Here is a 20,958-nt window from a genome sequence, read left to right on the forward strand (position 1 = left end):
TTTACGCTCCTTCCCCTGTTTCCCCCAATTTCCTTAACAATTCCTCAATTTCTTCTTGGGCTTTTGGATCCAATTCTTTTTGAGCTTCACTGCTTCGATTCCCGTGATATTTCTTCTCCTGATTCAAAATGTAATCGGGAACTTTTTCTCTTTTTTCTATTTTCCTTTCCTTGACCGTTTTAATTGAGGAGCTTCCTTTTTTGCTTCCTTCTTTCCATCCCCGATATAACTGATGTTCTTTCTTTGCAATTTGTAATGCTTCCTCAACCGTGGTGATATTTAGTCTTTTCCAATGACCGGCTATCTTCTCCGTTAGTTTCTTTGGTAACTTGTATTGATTGGATAGTAAGACATATTCAATTAAAACATTAACCACCTGATAAGGTAAACCGTAATCGCGAATTAGTCCTTCGATTAAATGAAGATCAGCTTCTGGAATTTTTGCTCCACGCTGATATCGTTTTAATAATTCAATCGGTGAATAATGTTCTAATATCCACATATGCCTTTGCTCTTTATCTTCAATATTTGGTACTTGTCCTTCTTTTGGCGAATGAAGGGTTTTTCCTTTTTCAACAAAGAACATTTCTTTTTGTTCATATTGTAATCTTTCTCTAACACGTTCTCTAAGCAAATCTTCTTGTAATTTTCCGTGTGAATCATAAATATAAGGATCATGTAAAAGGTGAATCAGATCCATTTCCGATAAGTGATAAAGAAAAGCAAGTTCATGAAAAAGTTGAATATTTTCTTGTGAGAAAATATGTTGGTCTTGATATAAATTGCTTGTCATTCCTTTAATAAATTCAATATCTAAATATTGATCTTTGATTGTGATTGTTTTTCTCTGCGAATTTTTTGCAGAAATGGAGGAATAAGGTTTGATGAACTGATCGATCTCTGATTCGGGTGAAATGGTAATCTCAGACCAAAGAATCGAATCAAATACCTCATCAAACGATTTCGTGATCTCTTTCTCAATATATTCTGATGAAGGGGCCGTTTTTTCATCGACGAGAAGTTGTTCCATTAATGCTTGATAGGCATTTTTTCCAATGCGATTTAGTAACATAATACTTAAAATATCGCTTTGAAAGAATTCAACAGGTTTAAGGGGAGGAATAAGAATATATTCAATAAACTGTTTTTCTTCAAGGGAATGTTGATATTTCTTTGTTTTTAATAAACCTACTGCTTCTAAAGTTTTTCGCGCTTTCATAAGAATATGAAAGGGGACGTATACCTGATTGGCCAATTGGCGATGCATATGTTGTGAAGAAACACCTAGATATTGGGATGGAAAGTGATTCCGCAGAGTTAAGTATAAACTGACTGCTTCAGGACCAATAATCGGTTGGTATAAATGGATTAGGTATGAGATATGAGACATCTCAATGGATTCTGTCATTCGTACTTGGTATGGGTCTAACGGTGTGATCTCATTGAAAGGATATGGCATCATCTCATCCCCTTTATATTCAACAGGTCACTATTTTATTATATCATCAGTTTCATTTATCCGAAACTATCTATTGCTCTATCGTACTAAACTATATATAATGTTTTTATGAATTAAAATAATTCTTATCTTGTTATTTATATTTGGTTTAAGACAAGGGAAAGGAGATAAGGGATGGTAACTGTTACACCTAGCGCAAAGGAGAAGCTTGCACAAATCCTAAAAGAGAAACAAAGTAGTGCAGCGATCCGTGTATATATAGCCGGTTTTGGCTGAGGGGGACCCTCTTTGGGGTTGGCTCTGGATGAGCCAAATGAAGAAGATAAAATATTTGATCAAGATGAATTCAAAGTGGTTGTCAATGCTCAAGAATTAGAAAATATCGGTGAGGTAGAGATCGATTTTAAAAATTCTCGTTTTGGCAGCGGATTTACAGTAAGATCGACTTATGGTTCAACATGTTCATAATATAAAAAATAGGCTTGTATGTTCTAAAAGCTGATTCTCTAGAGCGAGTTTTCCTACCAACCGTGTATTCAGGGAAAACCGTAAGGTTAGGGACAGAGTAACAACATACAAGCCACTTTTTGTTTTATAAGGAGATCCTAGCGCTTTATGATTTACGCAATAGTTCCGTAATCTCTTGTAAAAAGACATTAATATCTTTAAATTGACGGTAAACGGAAGCAAAACGAACATACGCGATCTCATCGATATGATATAATCGTTCCATCACCATTTCGCCAATTTTTTGGCTCTCGATTTCAGTAAGTAAATCATTCCTTAATTCTTTTTCTATATCAGAAACAATATTTTCTAATGTTTCTATACCAACAGGTCTTTTTTCACAAGCCCGTAATAACCCCCGTAAAATTTTTTCTCTGCTAAATTCTTCACGGCTTCCATCTTTTTTGATCACATAAATCGGGGTTTCCTCTACTTCTTCATAAGTATTAAAACGACGTCCACACGATTCGCATTCTCTTCTTCTCCGTATTGATTTTCCATTATTAATGGGTCTAGAATCTAAAACCTTTGTTCCATTGTAATTACAAAAGGGGCAACGCAACAATCCTCACCTCATTCCTTATAAACCTTCTTTATTTTTAGTATATTAAAAAAGGAAGGATTTTTACATCCTTCCTTTTACATCTTGCTTTTAAGCAAAAGTTTCGACCTTCATTGGGTCAATTTTCACTGGTCCCATTCCACGAGGTACTTCAACTGATTCACGCGTTTTTGCTTCTAATTGTTTTGTAATGTAATCTGCAGCGATTTGCGGATCAATTCGATCCCCGCAAGTATATACATCAATACTTGCATAACCATGTTCTGGAAAACTATGGATAGTCAAGTGAGATTCGGAAATAATCACAACTCCACTTACTCCCATTGGTGCAAACTTATGAAAAGCAACTTCTCGAATTTCTGCACCAGCTTCTAATGCTGCATCTACCATCATTTTTTCAATAAATTTAAAATCGTTTAGTTTTTCGACGTTACATCCCCATAATTCTGCGATAATGTGACGTCCCATAGTATCCATCATTCAATCCCCCTTAAATTCATAATTTTCATGCCCTTTCAAGCATGCGGGACCTACGCTATCTACCACGGGGGCAAGTTAGTCCAATGAGGTCCTAACCCTTTAAGTAGATACTGGTTCCTTTAGTTTTGAATCATAATGAATTTCACGAATTTCAGTATACTGGTTTTAATCTCTTTTTGCAAGGATTTTTTTGGATTAAGATTGATTATAAATTAGATTTCCCAAGTTAGGAATGAGTTACCTGTATTTGTTTTGTGAGTTCAACACAAAATACAAGTACAAACTCAAAGGAGGTGACAATCATGGCAAAAGGTCAAGAACGTAGCAGCAATCAATTACTTGTACCAGAAGCTGGTCAAGCTTTAGATCAACTTAAGTTTGAAATGGCTACTCAACTAGGAATTCAAATTCCTCAAGATGGTTACATGGGCTTTATCGCTTCCCGTGATAACGGTTCTATCGGAGGTCACATTACTCGTCATTTAGTTCAAATCGCTGAACAACAGCTTGCAGGAGGAGCTAAATTGCCTCAAGCTTAAGTGAATATCCTTTTCTAACCATTTGGAAATATGGCTAGAAAAAAAGGAGGGGGCGAGTTTTCTCGGCCCCTCCGTATTATTCAGTAGTGAGAGGTTAGAGGTACTTTATTTTCTCGTTTGCTAACTTCAAAATTTGATACATAGCGAGCTAAATCAACGACTCGACATGAATATCCCCATTCATTATCATACCAAGCCATCACTTTAATCTGATGTTCACCAATCACCATGGTCGATAAGGCATCCACAATGGCTGAATGATCATTGCCAATAAAATCAGCAGAGACTAAAGGTTCTTCACAGTATTGAATAATTCCCTTCATTTCATTTTGGCTTGCCCTTTTTAATACTTCATTGACTTGTAAAGCAGTAACGCTTTCTTTTACGTTTACAACAAGGTCAACAATTGAAACATCAGGTGTTGGTACACGAAGTGCAATTCCGTTTAATTTTCCTTTTAATTCTGGTAAAACTAAAGATACGGCTTTTGCAGCACCTGTTGTTGTTGGAATAATGGCTTGACCTGCACTTCTTGCCCTTCGTAAATCTTTATGCATATTATCAAGAACTCTTTGGTCATTCGTATAGGAATGAACTGTTGTCATCATTCCTTCTTCAATGGTGAAATGTTCATGTAATACCTTTGCTACAGGTGCTAAACAGTTTGTTGTACAAGATGCATTCGAGATAATATGATGCTTTTCTGGATCATATACTTCTTGATTGACTCCCATGACAATCGTTACATCTTCTCCTTTGGCAGGTGCTGTAATGATCACTTTTTTCGCCCCAGCTGTTAAGTGTTTGCCTGCATTTTCCCGATCTCGATGTTTACCTGTTGCTTCAATTACAACTTCTATGTTCATCTCTTTCCAAGGCAGTTTTTCAGGATTGCGTTCTGGAATGATTTTGGTTTCTCTTCCATTTACTATAATCGAATCATCTGTGGTTTCTATTTTCGCATCTAATTTCCCATGAACGGTATCATATTTTAACATATGTGCCAATATCTCTGGTTTATAACTTGCATTGACAGCGACAATATTAATTTCTGGAAATTGCATAGCTCGACGGAATACCATTCTTCCGATTCTTCCAAACCCGCTAATCGCCATTCGAATTGACATTATCTGCTTCTCCTCTCTATATTATTACACACTATTTATATTATTTATTATAATCAGTATGACATATTGCGCAACAAAATTTCAAAAAAATAATCACTTTAAATATTTAGGAGTAATTTTTAGGCTTGTTTGATTCTATGCAATCCATTTCTAATAGATAAAAAATAGCACTTCAAAATATGAAGTGCTACCAAAAAAAGAAAGGATCAGAATTCATCTTTGTAAATCCATTGATATCGTTCATAAAAATGGAGAACTCTTTGTACATAATGTCTTGTTTCACCAAAGGGGATTCGATTTAATTGTTCAAATGAACCATCCCATAGACCTTGTTGCATCCATTTTTCCACATTCCTCGGACCTGCATTATAGGCTGCAATGGTAGCATAGATATTGCCATTAAACCGTTGGTGCATTTGAGCTAAATACCAACTTCCAAAGGCAATATTATTATCTGGCTGATGTAAATTTTTAGCCATGTGAGGAGGAAAACCCCCTTTTTCTGCAATCCACTTTGCTGTATCGGGCATAATTTGCATCAGACCGATTGCACCTTTTGCTGACTGTTTATCCTTTTGAAAACGAGTCTCCACTTGAATAATGGCTAATACCAAATAGGGATCAACACGAAACTCACTCGTATAAACCTTGATTTGCTTTTCATATTTTATAGGATACATAAACTTCCAAATAGCGCGGGAATTGATCGCAAGAAAGACAAGGAACAATAAGAAAAAGAAAAATATGGGTTTTCGATAACGTTTTAATTTGAACATCATCTTAAATCCTTTTCCTTTGCCAATCTGCAATGATTTGTTTTACTTGTTCTTCCGTTTTGTCAATCCCTTTATCATTATAGATCACAAGATCTGCCCTTTTTTTCTTCTCTTCTAAATCCATTTGTGACTTTATTTTCATGATGGCTTCTTCTTTTGAAATTTGATCCCGTTTCATTAAACGTTCTAATTGAACCGCAAAAGGAACATAAACAACAATGATTTGATCAAATAATTCTTCCCTTTTTGATTCAAATAATAAGGGAATATCGACAATCACAAGAGAGTGTTTCTTTTCCAACTCCCTCGCTTGATCCAGTGTTTTTTGAATGATGATCGGGTGAGTGATATCATTTAAGATTTTTCTTTTCTTTTCATCTTGAAAAATTATTCTCCCTAACTTTTTGCGATCGATTTCTTGATTTGGCAACAGAATCTCTTCGCCAAAATGTTCAATGATTTTTTGCCATGCTTCCAGGTTTGGCTTTACAACTTCCCTTGCGATCTGATCAACATCAACAATAGGAATTCCATACTTTATAAAGAGCTTCGCTACCGTACTCTTACCGCTACCGATTCCCCCAGTTAGACCAACAATCAACTCAACTCACCCTTTACATTCATTTTTTCAAAAATCGGAAAAAACCCATCAAGATTAAAATAATCCCTGGTATTAACGTAAATTTTTTTAACCATGTTACTTCCGAAAACCAAAAGCCAACTTTCATCCCGATTAAAATAAAAAGGCCACTCATTCCTGCTATGGAAATGGCTGTAATCAAAGGTTTAAATCCAATTAAAGAAGCTCCTAACCCTGCGCCAAAAGCATCTAAAGAAAGAGCTAATCCCAAAAATATCGCCTCTAATAAAGATATGCTTCCTGAACGGTCAATATCTGCTTTCATCGGTGTTTTTAATATTTGAATCACCAAACCTAATTTTTTAAATTCAATTATGAATACTTTTTGAACTTCAAAACCGATTTCATGATCATAATCTTCATCTTTTTGGCGAAAAACTTGAATAATAGCCCAAATGCCAATCAAAATCAAAATCATTGCCCCAATAAACTTAGCAATGTTTGGGGATAGAAAAGCTTGGACCACCCCCCCTAATTGCATCGATAATAAAATCATGGCCGCAGAAGCAATACTTATGATTATAATCGAATAAATAGGAATCAACACTTTACGAAAACCATAGGTCACACCAACGCTAAAGCTATCTAAACTAACAGCAAGTGATAAAATCAATAGTGAAACGATGCTCAAGCTTCATCTCTCCCTCTCCAATCTTCAATAGATATCTTATTGGAAAGGAAGAAAAGAAGTGCCTAATTATATTCTTTTGGTTCCTTTTGACAGTTAGGGCAGAAATGAGTTCCTCTGCCAGCCACTTTTATCTTTTGAATGGAAGTACCACAGAACAAACAAGGTTTTCCTGTCCGCCCGTATACGAGCAAATGGTCTTGCATCGACCCTTTTCCATAAATGGTTTCAAAGCTACGGATGGTTGAACCGCCTTTTTCAATCGCCTTTTCCAAAACTTGTTTCATTGACTTGATTAGAGTCGAGATTTCTTGATCGGTTAATGATTTTCCTTGACGTAATGGATGAATTTTGCTGAGAGCAAGGCTGTCATCTACATAAATATTGCCAAGTCCGCTTACGATCTCTTGATTCAATAATATCTGTTTGATGGGCGCAGATCTTTGCCTCACTTGCTGCTTAAAACGTTCTGGATCAAAATGAGGATCAATCGGTTCTTGCCCTAATTTTTTAATCCCTTTAAAACTCATTTCGTTCCCTCTTTTAACCAGATCCATAGTTCCGAATTTCCGTACATCGCGATAACGTAACTCTGTTCCATCGGTAAAAGAAAAGATCACATGATGGTGTTGATCATAAGGCTCATTTGGCTTTTCGGTATAGATATACTTTCCTTCCATTCTTAGATGAGAAATCAGGGTATAATCAGTGAAATAGAAAAGTAAATATTTCCCTCTTCTGCCGATCGATCGAATGGTTTGGCCGATAAGCAGAAATTTAAATTGTTCCATGTCTTGTAGCGAACGAATGATTTTGGGATAAAAAACTTGGACTTCTTTTATTACTTTTCCAATTAAAACCAGTTCTAAACCCCGTCTAACGGTTTCCACTTCTGGTAATTCAGGCATTATTCATCCTCTTTCCCACTTATTTTGCATCGTACCACGTTTTGCCAAAGTGGAGATCCACTTTTAGAGGTACTTTTAATTGGATGGCATTTTCCATCATATGTTTGACAAGTTCTTCCATAGTCTCTTTTTCATCAGGAGAAACTTCAAAAATCAATTCGTCATGCACCTGCAATAATAAACGACTTTTCAGTTGTAAACGTCTCATTTCTTGATCGATTTTAATCATCGCAATTTTGATAATGTCAGCCGCACTTCCCTGAATTGGGGTATTCATTGCCGTCCGTTCAGCGAAACTGCGAAGATTGAAGTTGGAACTATGAATATCGGGCAGATATCTTCTCCGGTTCATTAAAGTGCTCACATAACCATCTTTTCTTGCTTTTTCAACGATTTCCTTCATATAGATTTTTACCCCAGAAAAGACGGAGAAATAACGATCTATAAATTCAGCTGCTTCTTTTCTTGAAATATTCAAATTTTGCGCTAGCCCATAATCGCTAATTCCATAGACGATCCCGAAATTGACCGCTTTGGCTTGTCTTCTCATTAATGGTGTCACTTCATCTTCTTTTATCCCAAACACATCCATTGCCGTTTTTGTGTGAATATCCATATCATAAAGAAATGCTTGAATTAAGTTTTCATCTTCAGAAATGTGCGCAAGTACCCGTAATTCTATTTGCGAGTAGTCAGAGGAAAGAATCAACCAATCGTCTTCTGATGGAATAAAAGCCTGACGAATTTTCCTTCCCTCTTCAAGACGTATTGGGATATTTTGTAAATTAGGTTCCGTACTACTTAACCGTCCCGTTGCGGTAATCGCTTGGTTAAAGGAGGTATGAATTCTTTTTGTTTCTTGATCCACCATCTTTAATAATCCTTCGATATAAGTGGATTGCAATTTCCCAATTTGCCGATATTTTAGAATCAAGCCGACAATTGGATGATAAGGTTCTAATTTTTCCAATACATCTGCGCTCGTTGAATAACCTGTCTTCGTTTTTTTGATGATGGGAAGCTGCAGTTTGTCAAAAAGGATTTCTCCTAGTTGTTTTGGTGAATTTATATTAAATTCAGTGCCAGCCAGTTCATAAATCTCTTCTGTTAAAGAAATCAGGGTCTGATTCAGCTCTTCACCCATTTCCTTTAAACGATCAATATCAATCCGAACCCCAACTTTCTCCATCCGTGCCAAAACTCTTGACAAGGGAAGCTCCACTTCATATAGTAATCGACTCAGATTTGTCTCTATTAACTTTTCATCAATGATTGGAATTAACGAATAAATGGCATCCGCTTTTCGGCTGATATGTTCCACATAGACTTCTTCTTCAGGAATGGCATATTTTGCTCCTTTGCCATAAATGATTTCATCATCGGCAAGACCTTGATAATGATATTGTTTAGCAATATCAGCTAAACTAGGGGAACCATCTTGGGGATTGAGCAAATAAGCCCCTAACAATAAATCAGAAGCAATCCCTTGAATATCCATTTGATTCCAAAAAAGAATCATTTCCATTCTTTTGCCATCAAAAACCCATTTCTTTTTCGAAGAATCCTTTAACCAATGCTGAAAAGCATTCCACTTTTTCAATTCATCTTGATTGATAAAGAGAATCTCTTTTCCGTTTGTCACGGATAGACCTAAAATTTGCCGGTTATGAAGCTGTTCACCAATCGTCTCAATAGAAAGAGCAAGAGTTTCTTGTTCTTGCAAGATTTGCTCCCATTTTCTTTTTGTCTCTTTTGTCAGTCGATCGATGTTCAACTCTTGTTTTTGTCCTTTCTCTTCTTCTGATCTTTTCATTCCCAATCGGTCAATCAAACTATGGAATTCCCATTTGCTAAACAATTGGTACACTTCATCACGTTGATATCCTTTGTCATCCACTTTTAAATCTTCCAATTGCAAATCAATGGGAACATCACGATAAATGGTTGCTAGTTGCTTGCTTAAAATGGCCTGATCTTGATAAGCCATGAGTTTCTCTTTTACTTTTTTTGCTGTGATCTGATCGATATTGGCGAATACTTCTTCCACCGACCCGTATTCGTGTAATAATTTTAATGCAGTTTTCTCACCAATACCTGGAACACCAGGAATATTATCGGATGGATCCCCCATTAATCCTTTTAGGTCAATGATTTGTTTTGGCTCTAAACCATACTTATTCATCACTTGTTTAGGAGTATATGCTTCTACTTCTGTGATACCTTTTCGCGTTAAATGGATCGTCACGTACTCAGATGCCAATTGAAGCATATCCTTATCCCCGGTATAGATGATCGTTTTAATCCCCTTCTTTTCCGCTTTTTTAGAAAGGGTACCAATAATATCGTCTGCCTCATATCCTTCCAGTTCAAAATATTGTAAGTGAAAGGCATCCAATAATTCGCGAATCATGGGAAATTGCTCCGATAATTCAGATGGGGTTTTCATTCGTTTCCCTTTATATTCTTTAAAATCGGTATGCCGAAAGGTGACTTTTCCCGCATCAAAGGCAACTAAAAGATAATCTGGTTTTATTTCTTCTAAGATTTTTAATAAAATTTGCGTAAATCCATAAACAGCATTCGTATAAAGCCCTTGTTTATTACTAAGAAGTGGTAATGCGTAAAACGTGCGATTGGCGATACTATTTCCGTCAATTAAAACGAACTTTTCCATACGACTTACTCCTCTTTCAATATTCTTCAACTATCATATCATATCGATTTGTCTACTTCTAGGCGCGCACCGTTGTTCCGCCCAAATGAAAAACAGTCTTCCAGCTGAAGACTGTTTCGTAAGAGATGATCTCATTTTTGCAAACCATTGACGTCAATAAATGGAATACTACCACCTGTTACATTCGGCAATTTGCCATCCCATTTCTTGATCGCTTCCATTTGTGCTTCGATCTTTCGTAATTCAATTAATTCTTTGGTTACTTCTTGTTTTTGTAATTTTAAAGCTTCTGCTTCCGCTTTGGCCTGTTCGATTTTTTGTTTGGCCTCAATTTCAACTCGTTGGAGATCCAGTTTTGCTTTTAAGGCCTGTTGTTCGGCAATTTGCTTTTGTTCGATGGCTTGATTGTATTCATCGCTAAATTTAAATTCTGTAATATTAATCTCGTCCAGTTGCATATAATAGGTCGCCAATTTTTTGGCTAGGGTTTCTTTCACTTTTTCACTGACTTCTGAACGTTTAGAAATCAGTTCTTCTGCTGTATATTGGGCAGTTACCGCTTTTAATGACTCACCAATTGCAGGTGCCACAATCCGTTCTTTATAAGCCATGCCCACTTTTTGGTAAAGATGATTCACTTCATCTGGAATGAGATGAAAGTTCACAGCGACTGTCGTTGTTACGACTTGAAGATCTTTTGACGCTGCTGTTTGCTCTGTTTGTTCCTTTTGCACGCGAACCTCCAGCTGGATCACTTGTTGAATAAATGGGATCTTAAAATGTAACCCTTCATTTAGGACACGATTTTGTACAGCTCCTAATTGGGTCACAACTCCCCTGTTACCAGCATCTACAATGACAAAGGAGTCAATAAGCAAGAAAATGGTCAGAAATAGAATGATCAATGAAACAATGATTTTTTTCATGTTCTTTGGTTTCTTGGGAACCATATCAACAATTTTTTCTGTTTCCATTCCTTTTCTCCTCTCAAGAGTTTCATAACATAATCTATTCTCCTATTAAAAATCTATACCTTATATCTTTTTTTCGGGAGTAGAATCGTGAATTTACTTCCCTTTTGCACTTCACTTTCCACCTTGATATTCCCCCCATGGGACTCAACAATATGTTTCACTATAGCTAGTCCTAAACCAGTTCCTCCAGATTCCCTTGATCTTGCCTTATCTACCCGATAAAACCGTTCAAAAATTCTCGGTAAACTTTTCTTCGGAATTCCGATTCCCGTGTCTTCTACTTCAATTGCAAAGAGTTGATCCGAATATTCATATAGGCGAATCGTAATCGTACCTTTCGGTGGAGTATAATTGATGGCATTGGTTAAGAGATTAATCACCACTTGTCGCAAGCGATCCTCATCCACTTCTGCTTGAAGCGAACTTAATTCTTGAATGATTGTAAGTTCCTTTTTGGCTGCTTCAGGGCGAATCATTTCAACAGTGGATTCAATAAATGACTTTAGATCAACAAGAGTATATTTTAGGAGATCTTGATTAAATTCAATTTTAGATAGATCAAGAAGGTCACTAATCAAACGATGGAGACGATCACTTTCTTTATAAATAATTTGCAGAAAGGACTTACAGGTTTCCTCATCTTTCATTGCTCCGTCTAATAAAGTTTCAGCAAATCCCCTTACAGCTGTAATGGGTGTACGCAATTCATGAGATACGTTTGCTACAAATTCTTTACGCATATTTTCTAAATTTTTTAATTTGGTAATATCATGTAAAACAGCTACAACACCATTGATTTCACCTTTAGCATCAAGGATAGGAGCTAAACTACTATCTAAAGATTTTTTCGTAGGATAATGGGTATCAATCTCTGTTCGGATAGATTCCCCTGTGTTTAATGACCGTTCAATCAATTCACTTAATAGGTAATTTGGACCAACTTCCATATGATATTTGCCAATGATATCCTCATTTTTAACTCCAAGGAGCCATTCTAGAGCAGGATTAGCCAAAATGATTTTTCCTTTTTTGTCTACGAGTAAGATTCCTGATGTCATATGATTGAGAACCGTACTTAATTTGCTTTGATTTTCGTGAATCATATCAATCTGGTTTTGTAAACTGTCTGCCATTAAATTAATCGCTGCACCCAATTGCCCAATCTCATCTTGGGTATGGATATGCACACGCGCACGATAATCTCGATTCGTGATTCGTTTGGCAATATAGATAATATGTTCGATCGGTCTTGTAATTTTCGAAGCCACTTGGTTGCTTATAAAAATCGTAATGAGAAAAACAATCGTTAAACCAAAGACAAGACTATACCAAAAAGAGTTGATAGAATCTTCGATTTCTCTAAACGGAATCGCCAAACGAACAGCTCCTACTTGATGTTGACCGTAATAAACAGGTGAAGCAATATATAACATTTTCATTCCTAATGTGCGACTATAGCGTATTTCTTTTCCCACTTGACCAGCTAATGCCTTTTTAAATTCTGGACGAGAAGCATGATTATCCATTTTATCCTTATCAAAATCTGATTCTGCAAGTACATTTCCATTTACATCGATGATTGTAATTCTTGTATTCAACTTTTCTTTAATCTGTTTTGCTTCTTCGTTAAGGGCTTTTGTATCGCTGCGATTAATTACCCAGGAAATTTCTTCACGTAAGAGGGTTGATTCTTTTGTTAGCCGCTCACCGATTGCATCAATATAAGTTTCTTCAATTAATTTCGCTAGAAAAATACCTAAACCTATCACAAAAATTCCGATAAGTATGATATACGTCATCGTCAAACGGGTTTTTAATTTTTTCATTTTTGCGGATCACCAAATTTATAACCAATTCCACGAATTGTTTTAATGTATTTCGGCTGCTTGGTATCTTCTTCAATTTTCTCCCTCAAATGACTGATATGAACATCGACAATTCTTGAATCTCCAGCAAAATCATAGTTCCACACTGCATTTAATAATTGATCTCGTGTTAACACTTTCCCTTGGTTCTTGGCTAAATAGAGTAAAAGTTCAAACTCTTTTGGCGTCAGTTCTAATAATTGACCTTTTAATCTAGCTTCAAATTTTTCAGGTTCGATGACTAAATCTCCAATTCGTATTTCTTCTAATTCTTTTTCTTCAGTATATGAGGGATTTGAAGATAACCTCCGTAAAACAGCTTTCACCCTTGCCGTTAATTCTCTTGGACTAAATGGCTTTGTCATATAATCGTCGGCGCCAAGCTCAAGTCCCAAGACCTTATCAAATTCGTCATCCTTGGCTGTTAGCATTAAGATGGGAATATTGATCTGTTTTGTTCTTAATTCTTTTAAGACCTCTAATCCATCTAACCCAGGCAGCATTACATCAAGCACCATAAGGTCGAATGGTTCTTTTTCACATCGTTCCACTGCTTGTCTGCCATCAAAGGCTGTTTCCACATCAAACCCTGTTTTTTCCAGGTTAAATTTAACCAGAGTTACAATCGATGGTTCATCATCGACAACTAAGATCTTTTTGGGCAAAATCGTCCCACTCCTTTTCATACTTTCCTATTCTTATTTTATCATTTTTCTACATAAGTCTCATAATATTTTTATTTACATTGCTATATCCTATTGAGATTCAGGCTTAAAATATCATATAATACCTCATGATTATTGGTAATATATCATTTTGAGAGAGAAGATGAATATGAAAAAGCGAATTTGGTTGATCCGTGTTATGCTCGGTCTTTTCTTTACACTCGTTTCTATTCTTTATGCCTATATGCGAGAAGGAAATTTCCTATTAAATTATTCGAATACAACGTTTATGATCGGTTTAAGTTTGTTATTAATCAGTGGAATTGGGATTGTTCACATTTCTGGTTTCTTTCATGTATTTTGGCTTGGATGGAAGAAAATGTTTTTTAGGGAAGACCCTTATACCGATTCAACTCATTGGAGCCAAGAAAAAGATAAAGTTCCGAAAGAGATCATCCTACGAAAAAAGAAAGCTAAATATGAACTTTTTATCTACCTCCCATTATTCATCGCAATAATTCTTATTATCCAAGCAATCCTATTTTTATTTCTCCTATTAAAATAGGTTTGTATATTTCAGTGCGCTCCGTTGTCCGTTTATTTCTTTTTTGGCTTGTATGATTCTATAAACTAAGTAAGACTTAGCGAATGAGCTTTCCTACCGACTGTTTATTAAGGAAAAGCCGTAAGGTTAGAATCAGAGTTAGAACATACAAGCGATAAAAAAAGACACCTTTATTGATTGATCGATAAAGGTGTCTTTTATTTCATTAGTTATATAAATGACAAGCAACAAAATGGCCTGGCTTTACTTCATTTAATTTTGGTGTTTCAATTGCACACTCTGGCATGGCTTTTGGGCAACGAGTTCGAAAACGACATCCACTTGGTGGATTCATCGGGCTTGGAACGTCTCCTTCTAGAATAATCCTTTCTCTTGTACGAGATAACTTGGGATCTGGCAATGGAATCGCAGATAATAATGCTTCCGTGTATGGATGTAACGGGTTTTCATATAATTCAACGCTCTCGGCCAACTCCACTAAATTCCCTAAATACATTACTCCGATTCGATCACTGATATGTTTCACCATTGATAAATCATGGGCAATAAATAAATAAGTCAAACCTTTTTCTTTTTGTAAATCTTGAAGCAAGTTAACGACCTGCGCTTGAATGGAAACGTCAAGAGCTGAAATAGGTTCATCAGCAATAATAAAATCTGGTTCAACTGCCAGTGCTCTCGCAATCCCAATCCTTTGCCTTTGACCACCACTGAATTCATGAGGAAAACGGTTTGCATGTTCTTTATTCAAACCAACCGTTTCTAACAAATGATAAATGCGTTCCATTCTTTCCTTGCCTGTAGCCAAATTATGAATATCAATACCTTCACCAATAATATCTGCTACTGTCATCCTTGGATTCAAGGATGCATAAGGGTCTTGGAAGATCATCTGCATTTCACGGTTAAATTGTTTTCGTTCTTTTCCTTTTAATTTTTCAATTTTTTTCCCTTTAAAGATAATTTCTCCGCCTGTAGGTTCATATAATTGAATGATTGTTCTTCCAGTCGTTGATTTTCCACAACCAGACTCACCGACTAGTCCTAATGTTTCTCCTTTTTTTACCTGAAAAGTAACACCGTCAACCGCTTTTACAACACCTTTTCCTACATAGAAATATTTCTTCAAGTCTTTTACTTCTAAAATATAATCGTTGTTTGTTTGTTGTGTATTTTTATTTTCCATGATAAGCCCCTCCTATTTTTACCGGAACGTCATCCTTTGGTGCATCAGGATGTTGTAACCAACAATACGTTTTATGTGTTGGTGAAATTTCGGTTTCATCTGGGAAATGGGCCGTACAGATTTCCATCGCATAAGGACAACGGGGGTAAAATGGACAACCATTAGGAGGTGATAATAAATCTGGCGGTGTCCCTTCGATCGACTCTAAACGGTTTCCCTTTGAATCTAATCTTGGTACAGAACGTAATAATCCCCAAGTATATGGATGTTGTGGGTTGTAAAAAATCTCATCTACAGAACCTTGTTCTACAACTTTCCCAGCATACATGACAATCACTTTTTGGGCAATGTCCGCTACAACACCCAAATCATGAGTAATGATAATTATTGAAGTATTCATTTTCTTTTGCAAGTCCTTCATTAAGTCAATAATTTGTGCCTGTATCGTTACGTCTAACGCTGTTGTCGGTTCGTCAGCAATTAATAATTTTGGACTACATGCAAGGGCGATTGCGATCATTACCCTTTGTCTCATTCCTCCGCTAAATTCATGGGGATATTGTTTTACACGAACTTCAGGATTTGGTATACCGACTAACTTCAACATTTCAACAGCACGATTCATTGCCTCAGATTTGTTTAACCCATGATGTTTCATAAGCCCTTCAGCAATTTGTCTTCCCACGGTCATCGTTGGATTTAACGATGTCATTGGATCCTGAAAGATCATTCCGATTTCCGAACCGCGAATCGACTCCATTTCTTTATTTGAAAGTTTAATTAGATCTTTGCCGCCAAACAAAATTTGGCCGTTTTTGTATACACCAGGTGGTGTAGGAATTAATTTCATGATGGCTTGAGAAGTAACACTTTTTCCACTACCTGATTCACCAACAATAGCGACTGCTTCCCCTTTTTCCACATCAAACGAAAGGCCGCGTACCGCTTTCACCTCTCCAGCATATGTCAAGAAGGAGACTTCTAAGTCTTTAACTTGTAGTATTTTTTCAGCCATACTTGCTCCTCCCTTATTTTCGTAATTTAGGATCTAATGCATCTCGTAATCCATCTCCAAAAACGTTAAATGCAAACATCGTTAGTGAGATTAAGGTTGCTGGGAAAAATAATCGCCACCAGTAACCCGAGATGATTGTTACAACAGCATCATTGACCATTGTTCCCCAGCTAGCAAGCGGAGGTGTAACGCCTAGTCCAATAAAACTTAAAAATGCTTCACCAAATATCGCACCTGGTACAGATAATGTCATACTGACAATAATTGGACCTAACGTATTTGGAATTAAATGAGTAAAGAGTAATCTCTTTGTATCAGCCCCAAGTGTTTTAGCAGCTAATACGAATTCCATCTGCTTTAGTTGCAAAATTTGTCCTCGAACTAAACGCGCCATTCCAATCCAACCAGTAGCAGCTAATGCTACAATGATCGGAAAAAGTCCTTGATCCATTACAACCATAAGCAATATAACCACGATTAGATAAGGTAGTCCATAAAGGACATCCACAATTCGCATCATAATTTGATCAATTTTTCCACCTTTAAATCCAGAAATACCACCATATACTACTCCTATTAAAAGGTCAAACATCGCAGCTGCAAAACCGATAAATAATGAGATACGCGCTCCTTCCCAAGATCTCGCAAATACATCTCGCCCTAAATCATCTGTTCCAAACCAATGCTTTGCTGATATTGGTTGATTCGTATTACTTAGATCTTGTGTCTTATAATCATATGGGGTCAAATGTGGACCAATAATCGCCATTAATATTAAAAAGATAATAATTCCTAAGCCCACCATCGCTAACTTGTTTTTCTTCAGGCGTCGCCATGCATCCTGCCAGAAATTGATACTAGGACGGCTAATTTGCTCTGACTGATGGATGTCTCTTTCAATTCGTTTGAAGCTGTCTTTTGTGATTTCTGGCATTCTTATTCCCCCTTAGCTCCTATTTTGATTCTTGGATCAATCAGTCCATATGCAATATCTACTAAAAAATTAGCCGTAATCAGAATTGCACTGTAGAAAATCGTGGTCCCTAAAATCATTGGGTAATCTCGGTCACTAACACTTTGAACAAAGTATTTTCCAAGACCAGGAATACCAAAGATCTGCTCGACAACGAATGTACCAGTCAATAATGTAGCGGCTAATGGACCTAAAATGGTAATAACGGGTAAAATTGCATTTCGAATTGTATGTCTCCAGACAACAACAAAAGAACTAAGCCCTTTTGAACGAGCCGTACGAATATAATCTTGGTTAAGTACCTCAAGCATATTGGAACGCATTAATCGTGCGATGACAGCCATCGAATGAGCCCCTAATGCAATCGATGGTAATACCGTATGTGCAAATGTTCCCCACATCGCAATTGGGAACCACTTGAGTTTCACTGCAAAAATATTGATCAAAATAGGAGCTAAGACGATATTTGGCACAGAAACCCCTAAAACAGCAATAATCATCGCTGTATAATCTAATGCAGTATTATGCCTAAGGGAAGCAATGACTCCTAAGGTCAACCCAAAAACAAGTGCTATTAACAATGACTGAATACCTAGTTGAGCAGAAACAGGAAAGTTACTTGCAATATAATCATTTACTGTTAATGTTTTCGATTTAAAAGATGGGCCAAAATCTTGATGAACAACGATGTTCTTCAAATAATTCACATATTGAACGAGTAAAGGTTTGTCCAATCCATAAAAAGCTTTTAAATTTTGAATGGTTGACTCAGGTAATTTTTTCTCTGAAGTAAAAGGATCACCAGGTATGGCATGCATGAGTATAAATGTTAGTGTGATAACTACCCATAACGTGACCAATAACATCATTAATCTTTGTAGTACATATCTTAGCAAGTATAACACCTCCGGAGAAATGGGTAAAAGACGGAATTAGAGAGGTATACTACATCATAGCATACCTCTCTGTTTCCTTAACTACTCGATATTATTATCTACTCTATATAAGCCCAAGCATATTCAGTGGTACCATCGGCATGACGAACTACGCCTTTTACATTATCATGTTGCATATATACTCGAGTATAATAGTAAATTGGTGCAATTGGCATTTCGTCCATTAGAATTTTCTCTGCTTTTAACATAGCATCCATGCGAACTTTTTGATCCCCAGTAGATTTTGCTTGTTGAACTAATGCATCGTATTCTTTGTTCCCCCATCCTGTATTGTTATTTCCACCATCAGTTACAAAATAATCAATAAATGTCATGGGATCCATATAGTCCGCTAACCAACCCATACGAGAAATTTGGAAATCGCCAGCATTTAAGGTATCAAGATATACTTTCCATTCTTGGTTTTTCAATTCAACGTCAACGCCAAGGTTTTGTTTCCACATTGCTTGGATCGCCTCAGCAATCTTCTTATGGCCTTCATTTGTGTTATAAAGAAGAGTTACTTTTGGCAATGTTTTAAGCCCTAGTTCTTGCAAACCTTTTTGTAACAATGCTTTTGCATCAGCTGGTTTTTTCACAAAATCCCCGTTTTCTTTACGGAAATCAGCTCCCATATCCGGAGAAGCATTTGGTGGAACTAAAGCATATGCAGGAATTTGGCCACCTTTTGTTACATTATTAATCAACGCTTCACGGTCAATCGCTGCTGCAAATGCTTGACGAATATATTTATTGTTGAATGGTGGTTTTTTCACATTAAATTGGTACCAATAAGTACCTAATATTGGCTCAGCTTTTGCCTCACCTTTATCGATTAACTCTTTGGTTAGATCAGTTGGTGGTATAGCAATATCCAATTGATTGTTTTGATATAATTGATACTCAGTGTTCTCATCGTTTATCATTGCCCAAGTAATCTTGTTAAGTTTAACTTTATCTTTATTCCAGTAGTCTGGGTTTTTCTCCAACACAACTTCTTTATCATGTTCCCATTTCGCTAATTTGAATGGGCCGTTTGAAACATAAGTAGAAGCTTCAGCCGCCCAGTTTTTGTTAGCCTCCACTACTTTTTTGTTAACAGGCATTAAAGTATAGAATGCTGTTAATTGCAAGAAATATGGTGTTGGGGCTTTTAATTCCACTTCCAAAGTATAATCATCAGTTGCTTTAACCCCTACATCCTCCGCTTTTGCTTTACCTGCATTATACTCTTCGGCATTTTTTATATAGAATAATTGATACGCATAGTCAGCAGCAGTCTTTGGATCTAATACGCGTTTCCATGCATACTCAAAATCATGTGCTGTTACAGGATCACCATTGGTCCATTTCAGACCCTTTTTCAACTTAAAGGTATACTTAAGACCATCTTCACTAATTGTCCAGTCTTCAGCAACACCGGAACCTTTCTCTACTTGGCTTTTCTCATTTAGTCGAACAAGGCCCTCCATTACTTCACGTAAGATATCCCCTGAAGTAGAGTCAGTTGCCGTAGCTGGATCTAAACTTGGTGGTTCAGTTCTTGCATTTAATTTTAAAACTTGTTCTTTATCTGGTTGTGCTTTCTCACCGGTTGAGCTTCCACCACCACAACCAACTAAGCCAACGCTTGCAACCATGATGATCGCTAACATAAGTGCAAGCCATTTGTTTAATTTTTTCATAAGTTAACCCCCTATTTTTATCTTTATTTTTATTTTTTTATAAATTAAGGTTGATAAACAACCTTAATCTTCTACCTAATTCATAAAATGAATTAGAATTTTCAAAATTTTTAGTTAACATCAATTATTAAAAAAAAAAATAAACATCATAAAATCACACTACCAATTATACATAAAAAATTTTGAATGACAAGAAAAATTTTATCTCTATACTTTATGGCTGGCTTCATATGATTAGTCATCGATTCGATATTGTGCAGCACCTTGGATATAGAGATCATTTCCGTAGACATCATTGACGACAATTGCAGGAAAGTTCTCAACGACTAATTTTCGGATCGCTTCTGTTCCTAAATCTTCGTATGCAATCACTTCTGCGCTTTTAATCGTTTTGGCAATTAAAGCAGCGGCACCGCCAACAGCGGCTAAGTAGACTGCTTTATTCTTAACCATCGAATCTTTTACTTCTTGACTCCTACTTCCTTTTCCGATCATTCCTCTTAAACCAAGATCTAACAGAGTCGGCGAATATTTATCCATGCGATAACTAGTTGTTGGACCCGCAGAACCAATCACTTGACCTGGTTTTGCTGGAGTTGGGCCAACAAAATAGATAAATTGATCTTTTATATCAAACGGTAATTCCTGTCCTTGTTCAACTAATTCGACTAAGCGTTTATGTGCAGCATCTCTAGCTGTATAAATCACACCTGAGATCAATACTTGATCCCCAACTTTTAACTTAGATACTTCTTCAGCGGTGACAGGAGTTGTTATATGAATCGTTGCCATTTT

21 protein-coding genes are annotated in these 20,958 nt (G+C 36.4%); 3 read left to right on the forward strand and 18 right to left on the reverse strand.

Going from position 1 to position 20,958, the window contains the following annotated elements; all coding sequences use genetic code 11:
* Position 1: 1 nt before the first annotated feature.
* On the reverse strand, positions 2-1,459 hold the full coding sequence (locus ACMW72_RS07680; protein WP_418368259.1) for a replication initiation and membrane attachment family protein: 1,458 nt from the start codon (positions 1,457-1,459) through the stop codon (positions 2-4).
* A gap of 174 nt (positions 1,460-1,633) precedes the next feature.
* On the opposite strand from ACMW72_RS07680, the gene ACMW72_RS07685 reads away from it, so the two are divergent.
* Complete coding sequence (locus tag ACMW72_RS07685; protein WP_418368260.1) at positions 1,634-1,927, forward strand: IscA/HesB family protein; 294 nt, start codon at positions 1,634-1,636, stop codon at positions 1,925-1,927.
* Between the two features lie 145 nt (positions 1,928-2,072).
* Here ACMW72_RS07685 and nrdR read toward each other — a convergent pair whose 3' ends face one another.
* Both nrdR and speD read right to left on the reverse strand, forming a co-directional pair.
* Positions 2,073-2,528, reverse strand: coding sequence for a transcriptional regulator NrdR (gene nrdR, locus ACMW72_RS07690; RefSeq protein ID WP_418368261.1), 456 nt, complete (start codon positions 2,526-2,528; stop codon positions 2,073-2,075).
* 90 nt (positions 2,529-2,618) lie between these two features.
* Positions 2,619-3,005: an adenosylmethionine decarboxylase gene (gene speD / locus ACMW72_RS07695; RefSeq protein ID WP_418368323.1), complete on the reverse strand. Its 387-nt coding sequence runs from the start codon at positions 3,003-3,005 to the stop codon at positions 2,619-2,621.
* Between the two features lie 305 nt (positions 3,006-3,310).
* Between speD and ACMW72_RS07700 the strand changes: the two genes are divergently transcribed.
* The gene (locus tag ACMW72_RS07700; protein ID WP_418368262.1) at positions 3,311-3,547 is read left to right on the forward strand and encodes a small, acid-soluble spore protein, alpha/beta type; all 237 of its coding nucleotides are present in this window, start codon (positions 3,311-3,313) and stop codon (positions 3,545-3,547) included.
* 80 nt (positions 3,548-3,627) lie between these two features.
* On the opposite strand, the gene ACMW72_RS07705 is transcribed toward ACMW72_RS07700, so the two are convergent.
* The 9 genes from ACMW72_RS07705 to ACMW72_RS07745 all read right to left on the reverse strand — a co-directional run bounded on the left by ACMW72_RS07705 (position 3,628) and on the right by ACMW72_RS07745 (position 13,804).
* Positions 3,628-4,674 (reverse strand): glyceraldehyde-3-phosphate dehydrogenase, encoded by a 1,047-nt coding sequence (locus ACMW72_RS07705; protein ID WP_418368263.1) that lies wholly within the window; start codon positions 4,672-4,674, stop codon positions 3,628-3,630.
* Between the two features lie 206 nt (positions 4,675-4,880).
* On the reverse strand, positions 4,881-5,453 hold the full coding sequence (locus ACMW72_RS07710) for a lytic transglycosylase domain-containing protein (protein WP_418368264.1): 573 nt from the start codon (positions 5,451-5,453) through the stop codon (positions 4,881-4,883).
* Position 5,454: 1 nt separating this feature from the next.
* Positions 5,455-6,051: a dephospho-CoA kinase gene (gene coaE, locus ACMW72_RS07715; protein WP_418368265.1), complete on the reverse strand. Its 597-nt coding sequence runs from the start codon at positions 6,049-6,051 to the stop codon at positions 5,455-5,457.
* Between the two features lie 19 nt (positions 6,052-6,070).
* Positions 6,071-6,721 (reverse strand): sporulation membrane protein YtaF, encoded by a 651-nt coding sequence (gene ytaF / locus ACMW72_RS07720; RefSeq protein ID WP_418368266.1) that lies wholly within the window; start codon positions 6,719-6,721, stop codon positions 6,071-6,073.
* Positions 6,722-6,783: 62 nt separating this feature from the next.
* On the reverse strand, positions 6,784-7,626 hold the full coding sequence (gene mutM, locus ACMW72_RS07725) for a DNA-formamidopyrimidine glycosylase (RefSeq protein WP_418368267.1): 843 nt from the start codon (positions 7,624-7,626) through the stop codon (positions 6,784-6,786).
* Positions 7,627-7,645: 19 nt separating this feature from the next.
* Positions 7,646-10,300: a DNA polymerase I gene (gene polA / locus ACMW72_RS07730; RefSeq protein WP_418368268.1), complete on the reverse strand. Its 2,655-nt coding sequence runs from the start codon at positions 10,298-10,300 to the stop codon at positions 7,646-7,648.
* Positions 10,301-10,431: 131 nt separating this feature from the next.
* Entirely contained in the window at positions 10,432-11,226 is a 795-nt protein-coding gene (locus tag ACMW72_RS07735) for a prohibitin family protein (protein ID WP_418368324.1), read from the reverse strand.
* Between the two features lie 101 nt (positions 11,227-11,327).
* Positions 11,328-13,100 carry a two-component system histidine kinase PnpS gene (pnpS, locus tag ACMW72_RS07740; RefSeq protein WP_418368269.1) on the reverse strand — a complete coding sequence of 591 codons (1,773 nt, stop codon included), beginning with the start codon at positions 13,098-13,100 and terminating at the stop codon, positions 11,328-11,330.
* The gene (locus tag ACMW72_RS07745; RefSeq protein WP_418368270.1) at positions 13,097-13,804 is read right to left on the reverse strand and encodes a response regulator; all 708 of its coding nucleotides are present in this window, start codon (positions 13,802-13,804) and stop codon (positions 13,097-13,099) included. The genes pnpS and ACMW72_RS07745 overlap by 4 nt, the downstream gene beginning before the upstream one ends.
* A 169-nt stretch (positions 13,805-13,973) precedes the next feature.
* Here ACMW72_RS07745 and ACMW72_RS07750 point away from each other — a divergent pair, with 169 nt between their 5' ends.
* Positions 13,974-14,369, forward strand: coding sequence for a DUF3899 domain-containing protein (locus tag ACMW72_RS07750; RefSeq protein ID WP_418368271.1), 396 nt, complete (start codon positions 13,974-13,976; stop codon positions 14,367-14,369).
* A 205-nt stretch (positions 14,370-14,574) separates the two neighbouring features.
* On the opposite strand, the gene ACMW72_RS07755 is transcribed toward ACMW72_RS07750, so the two are convergent.
* The 6 genes from ACMW72_RS07755 to ACMW72_RS07780 form a co-directional block, all read right to left on the reverse strand.
* Positions 14,575-15,555 (reverse strand): ABC transporter ATP-binding protein, encoded by a 981-nt coding sequence (locus ACMW72_RS07755; RefSeq protein WP_418368272.1) that lies wholly within the window; start codon positions 15,553-15,555, stop codon positions 14,575-14,577.
* On the reverse strand, positions 15,545-16,570 hold the full coding sequence (locus tag ACMW72_RS07760; protein WP_418368273.1) for an ABC transporter ATP-binding protein: 1,026 nt from the start codon (positions 16,568-16,570) through the stop codon (positions 15,545-15,547). Before ACMW72_RS07760 ends, ACMW72_RS07755 begins: the two co-directional genes overlap by 11 nt.
* 13 nt (positions 16,571-16,583) lie before the next feature.
* Positions 16,584-17,504 carry an ABC transporter permease gene (locus ACMW72_RS07765; RefSeq protein ID WP_418368274.1) on the reverse strand — a complete coding sequence of 307 codons (921 nt, stop codon included), beginning with the start codon at positions 17,502-17,504 and terminating at the stop codon, positions 16,584-16,586.
* A gap of 2 nt (positions 17,505-17,506) precedes the next feature.
* On the reverse strand, positions 17,507-18,439 hold the full coding sequence (locus tag ACMW72_RS07770) for an ABC transporter permease (protein ID WP_418368275.1): 933 nt from the start codon (positions 18,437-18,439) through the stop codon (positions 17,507-17,509).
* 98 nt (positions 18,440-18,537) lie between these two features.
* A complete protein-coding gene (locus ACMW72_RS07775) occupies positions 18,538-20,163 on the reverse strand; it encodes a peptide ABC transporter substrate-binding protein (protein ID WP_418368276.1) in 1,626 nt (541 codons plus the stop codon).
* Between the two features lie 234 nt (positions 20,164-20,397).
* The gene (locus ACMW72_RS07780; RefSeq protein ID WP_418368277.1) at positions 20,398-20,955 is read right to left on the reverse strand and encodes a Fe-S-containing hydro-lyase; all 558 of its coding nucleotides are present in this window, start codon (positions 20,953-20,955) and stop codon (positions 20,398-20,400) included.
* Positions 20,956-20,958 lie beyond the last annotated feature (3 nt).

Origin of the sequence: Tepidibacillus sp. LV47 (assembly GCF_048381575.1) — a bacterium.
Classification (GTDB): Bacteria; Bacillota; Bacilli; order Tepidibacillales; family Tepidibacillaceae; genus Tepidibacillus.